This window comes from Actinocrispum sp. NPDC049592 (assembly GCF_040675465.1).
Lineage (GTDB): Bacteria > Actinomycetota > Actinomycetes > Mycobacteriales > Pseudonocardiaceae > Kibdelosporangium.
Map to the genome: position 1 here is coordinate 324,560 of NZ_JBFAPA010000002.1, position 6,768 is coordinate 331,327.

Below are 6,768 nucleotides of genomic sequence, written 5' to 3' on the forward strand. Positions count from 1 at the left end.
CCGCCCTGGTCTAGACCAGGGCAGTGCGGCACTATGCGCCTGACAGGTGTTAAGTGTCAACGACTGTTACACCTTCGTGTCGCTACGCTCAGGACCCGGCCAAAGCGGGTCCGACCGGGAGGGAAGAATAGATGGCTGACGAACGGGCCGCGAAGATACTCGCCGCGATCGGCGGAGCGGACAACGTTGTCGAACTCGAACCGTGCATCACCCGGCTACGGTGTGAGCTCAACGACGACTCCTTGGTCGACGAGCGGGCGTTGCGCGCGCTCGGGGTCCACGGGGTCGTGCGGATGGGCGGCGCGGTGCAGATCGTGGTCGGCCCCGAAGCGGACACCATTGCCCAGGACATAGAGGACCTTTTGTGAGCTTGCGAGTTTCCAGCCCCGTCGGGGGCGAAGTGGCCGGGCTGTCGGCCGTGCCGGATCCGGTGTTCTCCCAGGCGATGGTCGGCCCCGGGCTGGCCGTACGGCCCGCTGCCGTGGCCGGAGACGTCCTGGCGCCGATCGACGGCATGGTCGCCACCCTGCACCCCCATGCGTTCGTTGTCGCGGGCGACAGCGGCCAGGCGGTGCTCGTCCACTTGGGAATCGACACCGTGAAGCTGAAAGGCGAGGGTTTTGTCTTACATGTGGTGAAAGGCGAGACCGTGCGGGCGGGACAGCCGGTGGTCGGCTGGGATCCGGTGGCGATCGAGGCGGCCGGCTATTCCACGATCTGCCCGGTGGTCGCGCTGGACGCGCAGAACGGCGCGCTGGCGGAGTTCGCGCCGGACGGCCCGGTGAATCCCGGGGACCGGTTGTTCGTCTGGAATGACTGACGGCCGAGCCGGGTTTCCGGTGAATTACCGCCATTGACGAACGAATCCGTGCGAAAGGACCATTCGCACGGACATCTTCTGGCGGTCCGGGCAGTGCGCAAGCCAGCCTGGAGGCATGGCAGCAGCACTGACATTCCTCGGGGCGGGAGCCCTCGCGGGCGCGCTGGGCCGCGTCCTGCTGGCGCAGCTGCGGCGGGGAGCGACCGTCCGCCCGGGCTGGTGCGAGGCGGCGACCGGCCTGCTGTGGGCGGCGGTCGCCGTGAGCGGCATGCCCGCGTGGTGGATGCCGGTGATGCTCGGCCTGTCGTGGTTCGCGGTGCTACTGGTGATCACCGACCTCACCCACCACCGCCTTCCCAACACCCTCACCATCCCGGCCTACCCAGCCCTGATCGCCCTCCTGATCCCCCCAACCCTTCTCGCCCCAGACCCCACCCTGCCCACCAGAGCAGCCACCGGCGCCCTCCTGTTCTGGTGTCTCCACGCGACCATCCACACCCTCACATCCACCATCATGGGCGCCGGCGACGTCAAACTGTCCGGCACCCTCGGGGCCCTCCTCGCCGCCACCACCCCCACTCTCCCCACCACCCCCGCCCCCCTCGCTGCCACTACCCCCGCGCTCCCCATCAACTCGGCCGCTCTCTCTGCCGCCGATCCCGCCATCCCCACCTCCTTCCCTGCCCTCTTCTCGACCCTCGTCCCCGCGCTCCCCGCGCTTCTCCTGATCCTCTCCCTCGCCCTCCTCCTAGCCGCCCTCACAACCCTCACCCTCCACCTCGCAACCCACTTCCCACCCCTCCGCCTCCCCATCCCTTTCCGCCATCCCAACTCCCTCCACCCTCGCCCTTCCCGCCACCGCAGCCTCCTGTGCCCTCACACCCCTTCTCCCCACCCCAAACCTGCCCATTGCCCGAAGCTTCTCCGCCTTGCCGTCCCTGCCAATCACCGCAAGTCCGCCCGGTTCGGCATCCCTGTCCGGCGCGCGAAACCTCTCCGCCTCCCCGTCCCTTTCTGTCGTCGCAAGCCCGTCCGCTTCACGAACCGTGTCCACTACCCGAAGCTTCTCCGTCGTCTCGTCCTTTCCCGACACCCCAAGCTCGCCCAATTCACCGAACCTGCCCACCGCCCCAAGTCCTTCCGCCGTCCCACAACCGTCCGTCAACCCACCCCCGTCTGCATTCATCCGTCCTGCCACTCCGCGCTGTTCCGCCACAGATCCGTCCGCCACGCCAAACCTGTCCGCGTACTCATCCCAACTGCCGCAGGCTCTGGCACTCCCGCTGTCACCAGCCTTCCCGCAGTCATCCAGCCTCACCCATCACGCAACCGCAACCTTCTTCGCCTTCCCGCGCTCCTCCGCACACCCAGACGCTTGCGTAGTTCCAGCACCGTTCCCCGCACCTCTGTTCACTCCCATCTCTCGACCACCGTCCACGCCGACCCCTCCACCGCGGTCCGCAGTTGCACTCCTGCCGCCCTGCGCGTCGAGGACACAGCCACCGCCTGCACCCACACCACCCCCATCACTCACCGAGCCCCGAACTCACCAACCGCCAGCACTCAGGCCAGCACCACCGCCTGCCTTCACAAACGGGCCACCGCTGGCCTTCCCGCAGTCCTGCGCTCTCAACCATCCCGCCAACATGCCTCAGCTCCCCGTACTCACACTGCCGGCCGCGTTCCTGCGGCCAGTAGTACCTCCGCAGCTGCCCGCACGTCCGTGCTGGTCCGGTCTCGGATGTCTTTGGGTGCGCGCATTCCCGCGACCTTCCAAGCCCGCATCCCGCATGCCCCGGGCCTTCTCGTCGCCACCTGGCTTCTGGCCATGCACGCTCTCAGTCCATGACACCAAGGGCTTCGGCTCGCTCCCCAGAAACCCCCGTCGTCCACCCTGCGCCAAAGGCTTTCCCGTGCAACACATCTCGCAAAGAACCGGCACCCTCTGTCGCCATCGCAATCACGCGCCACGGAGGCACCTCCCCGCGCCGTCCTGCGCCGCAACGGGCCGCCGCTTAACCATCCCGGGCTGAGCCCGGCTTCACCCCGAACCTGCGCGGCCCCGCGCAGTCCCTCGTGCTGCCCATTTCATGGCGGCGCAGCCAGAAACCCCACGGAGGTTCACGATGTCTGAAGAGTTCTTGTTGCAGTTCCGGGATGTCCGGCCGCCTGCGGATATCCCCATCGAGACGATGACGGCGGCGCAGTGTCTGGATGTGCTGGCCGACGCGGAGAAGGCGATCGCCTGGTGTGATGCGCGGACGGCGCAGGCGTTGGCGCGGTTCGCGGAGCTGCGGCCGCCGACGAGGCCAGGTATGGACCTCGCGGATGGGGCGCGGGAGGAGGTCTCGATGGAGCTGGGGATCGCACCGCTCACCGCGGCGACGGAGATCCGCAAGGCCCGGGATCTGGTCGCGCGCCTCCCCGAGACCCTGAAAGCCTTGGAGAAAGGGGAGATCGACCACCGTCGTGCCCAGTCGATGGCGGAACTCACCAAGGTCCTGTCCGAAGAAGACGCTCACCTGGTCGAAAAGCGCGTCCTGGAACGGGGACCGCGGTCAAGCCTCGGGGCGTTCCGCGAGGCGGTCCGGGTGACATCGTCCAGAGTGGACTCGAGATCGCGCGAGAAACGCGAGAAGGCCGCCAAGGACCAAAGGGATGTCTACCAGTTCCCGTGTTTCGATGGGATGGCCGAACTCAGCGCCAGCCTCACCGAGCAGGAGACGACCACCGCCAAGCGGAGGATCGACAAACTGGCGAGACAGGCGAAAACGAAGGGCAACAAACGTTCGCACGGACAACGGCAGGCCGACGTGGTGGTTGACCTCGTCCTCGGCCCCGAACGCTTCCAGGTCATGGTGAACGCCACGATCTCGTCGCCCACTCTCGAACTCCTCACCGCGGGCGGCGGCCCGGAGCACGCTCGGAAACTGATGGAAGACCCGAAGTGGCGGCGGATCATCAGCCATGCCACCGGGAACGTTCTCGTGGACGACCACCGCAGACGGGCGTCCCCGGCGCTCACCCGCTACATCCACGTCCGCGACCGCACCTGCCGCGTGCCCGGCTGCAGCGCGGTGGCCGAGCGCAGCGAGATCGACCACACGATCCGGCACGCCGACCAAGGCGTGACCGGCCCCGCCAACACCGGCGCCTACTGCCGGTTCCACAACCTCTGGAAGGAACGCAGCTCCTGGATCGTCACCCAGCCCACGCCGGGCACCTTCACGTTCACCAGTCCCGAAGGCCGCGTCTACCACAGCACCCCCGAGCCCTACGAGGAGCCCTGACAACCCGTTCGCCAGGAAGGGAGCCCTGTGATGACCTGACCACATGCATGACCCAGGACAACTGAACAAGCGGCAGGACGCGCTGCGAACCGAGGCCGGCGAGGTCCTCGGCAGGCTGACCCTGATCGAGGACATCGGGCCCGGGCTGATGACCGGAAGCTACGTGTCCCGGCTGATGACCTGGCCGGAGCTCGACATGATGGTGCTGGTCGGCCCGGACTTCACGCCGGAGGACGTGCTGGGCCTGATGGCGCGGCTGGTCGGGCTGCCCGGGGTGGTTGGCCTGGACTACGCCGACGAGCGTGGGCTGAGGTGTCCAACAGAGCACCGCCGGGATGAGCGCTTCCACGTCGGCGTGAAGATCGAGCACGGCGCCACCACCTGGAGCGTCGATCTCTCGCTGTGGCTGCACGACCTGCACACCAACGTCACCGAGTGGCACGACCGCCTGCGCGACACGATCACGCCTGAGCAGCGGGAAGCCGTGCTGTGGATCAAGGACGTGTGGCATCGGCGGCCGGAGTACCCGGCGGAGGTCGGTGGGCTGGATGTGTACACGGCTGTCTGTGAGGGCGGCGTGCGCACCCCGGCCGAGTTCGCCGGCTGGCTGTCCGAGCGCGGGCACCCGGGTTGGCTGTGAGCTGGCAACTCATGACAGGATCGTCCCGTGTTGCGCTGGATGACTGCGGGGGAATCGCACGGACCCGCACTGGTCGCGGTCCTCGAAGGCATGGTCGCCGGGGTCGAGGTGACCACTGAGGACCTGTCGGTGCAGATGGCCCGTCGCCGGCTCGGGTTCGGCCGGAGCCCGCGGATGGGCTTCGAGACCGATCACACCGAGTTCCTCGGCGGTGTCCGGCACGGCCGGACGCAGGGCGGCCCGATCGCGGTCAAGATCGAGAACGCCGAGTGGCCGAAGTGGGAGAAGGTCATGTCGGCCGATCCCATCGACCCCGCCGAGCTGGAGGGCTCCAAGCGCAACGAGCCGCTGACCCGCCCGCGGCCCGGGCACGCCGACCTGGCCGGCATGCAGAAGTACGGGTTCGACGAGGCGCGGCCGGTGCTGGAGCGCGCCAGCGCCCGTGAGACCGCGGCACGCACGGCCCTGGGCACCATCGCCAAGAACTTCCTGCGCCAGCTGCTGGGTGTCGAGGTCATCAGCCACGTGGTGTCCATCGGGGCGGCCGAGGCGCCCGAGGGGCCCGAGCCCACCGCGGCCGACCTCGCGGCCATCGACGAGAGCCCGGTGCGCGCGTTCGGCCAGGCGGCGACCGACGCCATGATCGCCGAGGTGGACGCGGTCAAGAACGCGGGTGACACGGTCGGCGGCGTGATCGAGGTGATCGCGTACGGGCTGCCGCCCGGTCTCGGCTCGTACGTGCACTGGGACCGCAGGCTGGATGCGCGGCTCGCCGGCGCCCTGATGGGCGTGCAGGCGATGAAGGGCGTGGAGATCGGCGACGGCTTCACCACGGCCAAGCGCTGGGGCAGCAAGGCGCACGACGAGATCGACCGTGCCGTGGGCGCGGTGACCGGCGTGAGCCGCCGGTCCAACCGGGCCGGCGGGCTCGAGGGTGGCGTGACCAACGGTGAGCCGGTGCGTGCCAGGGTCGCGATGAAGCCGATCTCGACCGTGCCCAAGGCGTTGTCCACTGTGGACACCACGACCGGTGAGCCCGCGGTGGCCATCCACCAGCGCTCCGACGTGTGCGCGGTGCCCCGTGCGGGTGTCGTGCTGGAGTCGGTGTTCGCGCTGGTGCTCGCCGAGGCGGCGCTGGAGAAGTTCGGCGGTGACTCGATGCCCGAGACCCACCGCAACGTCGAGTCGTACCTCAAGGCGCTGGAGGAACGCTGGTGAGCACACCCGGACCGGTGCTTGTGCTGGTCGGCCCGCCCGGGTCGGGCAAGAGCACGATCGGCCGGATGGCCGCGGAGCACCTCGGCGTCGAGTTCCACGACTTCGACGACGACATGCAGGCGGAGCACGGCAAGGAAGCCGGCGAACTGGTGGTCGACTTCGGCCGCGAACGGTTCCAGGAGCTGGAGTTCGAGCTGCTGACCCGCGTGCTCCCGGAGCACCACGGCGTGCTCGCCCTCGGCGGCGGCACACCCACCGCGCCGGGCGTCCCCGAGCTGCTCAAGCCGTTCCACGTCGTGTTCCTCGACGTCGACCTGGACCATCTGCTGAAGCGCGAGGGCCTGCTCCCACTCCACCCGTGGCTGATGCCCAACCCCCGGGCGCAGCTCCGCCAACTGCTGACCGACCGCCGCCCGGTCTACACCGCCGTCGCCAACACCACCATCCCCACCAGCGACCGCGACCCGCAGGACATCCTCAAAGACGTCCTCGCCACCCTCCAGCCCCAGGCCTGACACCAACTCCGAGCCCGGCACAGCACCGATAGACGCTCGCCGAACGGTCGCCGCCCTTGGGCAAGCAGTGCGGTCCGGCTGGCGATAGCGGTTGCTGACAATCCAGCGGAAATCCGACGGGTGCTGCTGGCCATTCGACTCCCCGACCCCGTAACACGAAGCCCCTCGGGGCGATACGGCGCGGGTGGCTGGCGCGGGTGGCTGGCGCGGGTGGCTGGCGCGGGTGGCTGGCGCGGGTGGCTGGCGCGGGTGGCTGGCGCGGGTGGCTGGCGCGGGTGGCTGGCG

At 69.0% G+C, this 6,768-nt stretch carries 7 protein-coding genes and 1 pseudogene; 7 read left to right on the forward strand and 1 reads right to left on the reverse strand.

Going from position 1 to position 6,768, the window contains the following annotated elements:
• The first annotated feature begins 131 nt into the window (after positions 1 to 131).
• The 3 genes and pseudogenes from AB0J95_RS08110 to AB0J95_RS08120 form a co-directional block, all read left to right on the forward strand.
• A complete protein-coding gene (locus AB0J95_RS08110) occupies positions 132 to 368 on the forward strand; it encodes a PTS glucose/sucrose transporter subunit IIB (protein WP_364754075.1) in 237 nt (78 codons plus the stop codon).
• Positions 365 to 820 carry a PTS glucose transporter subunit IIA gene (locus tag AB0J95_RS08115; protein ID WP_364754078.1) on the forward strand — a complete coding sequence of 152 codons (456 nt, stop codon included), beginning with the start codon at positions 365 to 367 and terminating at the stop codon, positions 818 to 820. Before AB0J95_RS08110 ends, AB0J95_RS08115 begins: the two co-directional genes overlap by 4 nt.
• A gap of 292 nt (positions 821 to 1,112) precedes the next feature.
• Positions 1,113 to 1,328: pseudogene (locus AB0J95_RS08120) on the forward strand (prepilin peptidase); the annotation flags it as partial.
• A gap of 240 nt (positions 1,329 to 1,568) precedes the next feature.
• On the opposite strand, the gene AB0J95_RS08125 reads toward AB0J95_RS08120, so the two are convergent.
• On the reverse strand, positions 1,569 to 1,946 hold the full coding sequence (locus tag AB0J95_RS08125) for a hypothetical protein (RefSeq protein WP_364755063.1): 378 nt from the start codon (positions 1,944 to 1,946) through the stop codon (positions 1,569 to 1,571).
• Between the two features lie 1,000 nt (positions 1,947 to 2,946).
• Between AB0J95_RS08125 and AB0J95_RS08130 the strand changes: the two genes are divergently transcribed.
• From AB0J95_RS08130 to AB0J95_RS08145, 4 genes are read left to right on the forward strand one after another with little or no spacing between them, the layout of a single operon-like run.
• Positions 2,947 to 4,110 carry a DUF222 domain-containing protein gene (locus AB0J95_RS08130; RefSeq protein ID WP_364754081.1) on the forward strand — a complete coding sequence of 388 codons (1,164 nt, stop codon included), beginning with the start codon at positions 2,947 to 2,949 and terminating at the stop codon, positions 4,108 to 4,110.
• 43 nt (positions 4,111 to 4,153) lie between these two features.
• Positions 4,154 to 4,750, forward strand: coding sequence for a hypothetical protein (locus AB0J95_RS08135; RefSeq protein ID WP_364754083.1), 597 nt, complete (start codon positions 4,154 to 4,156; stop codon positions 4,748 to 4,750).
• Between the two features lie 27 nt (positions 4,751 to 4,777).
• Positions 4,778 to 5,968, forward strand: coding sequence for a chorismate synthase (gene aroC, locus AB0J95_RS08140; protein ID WP_364754086.1), 1,191 nt, complete (start codon positions 4,778 to 4,780; stop codon positions 5,966 to 5,968).
• A complete protein-coding gene (locus AB0J95_RS08145; RefSeq protein WP_364754089.1) occupies positions 5,965 to 6,483 on the forward strand; it encodes a shikimate kinase in 519 nt (172 codons plus the stop codon). Before aroC ends, AB0J95_RS08145 begins: the two co-directional genes overlap by 4 nt.
• Positions 6,484 to 6,768 lie beyond the last annotated feature (285 nt).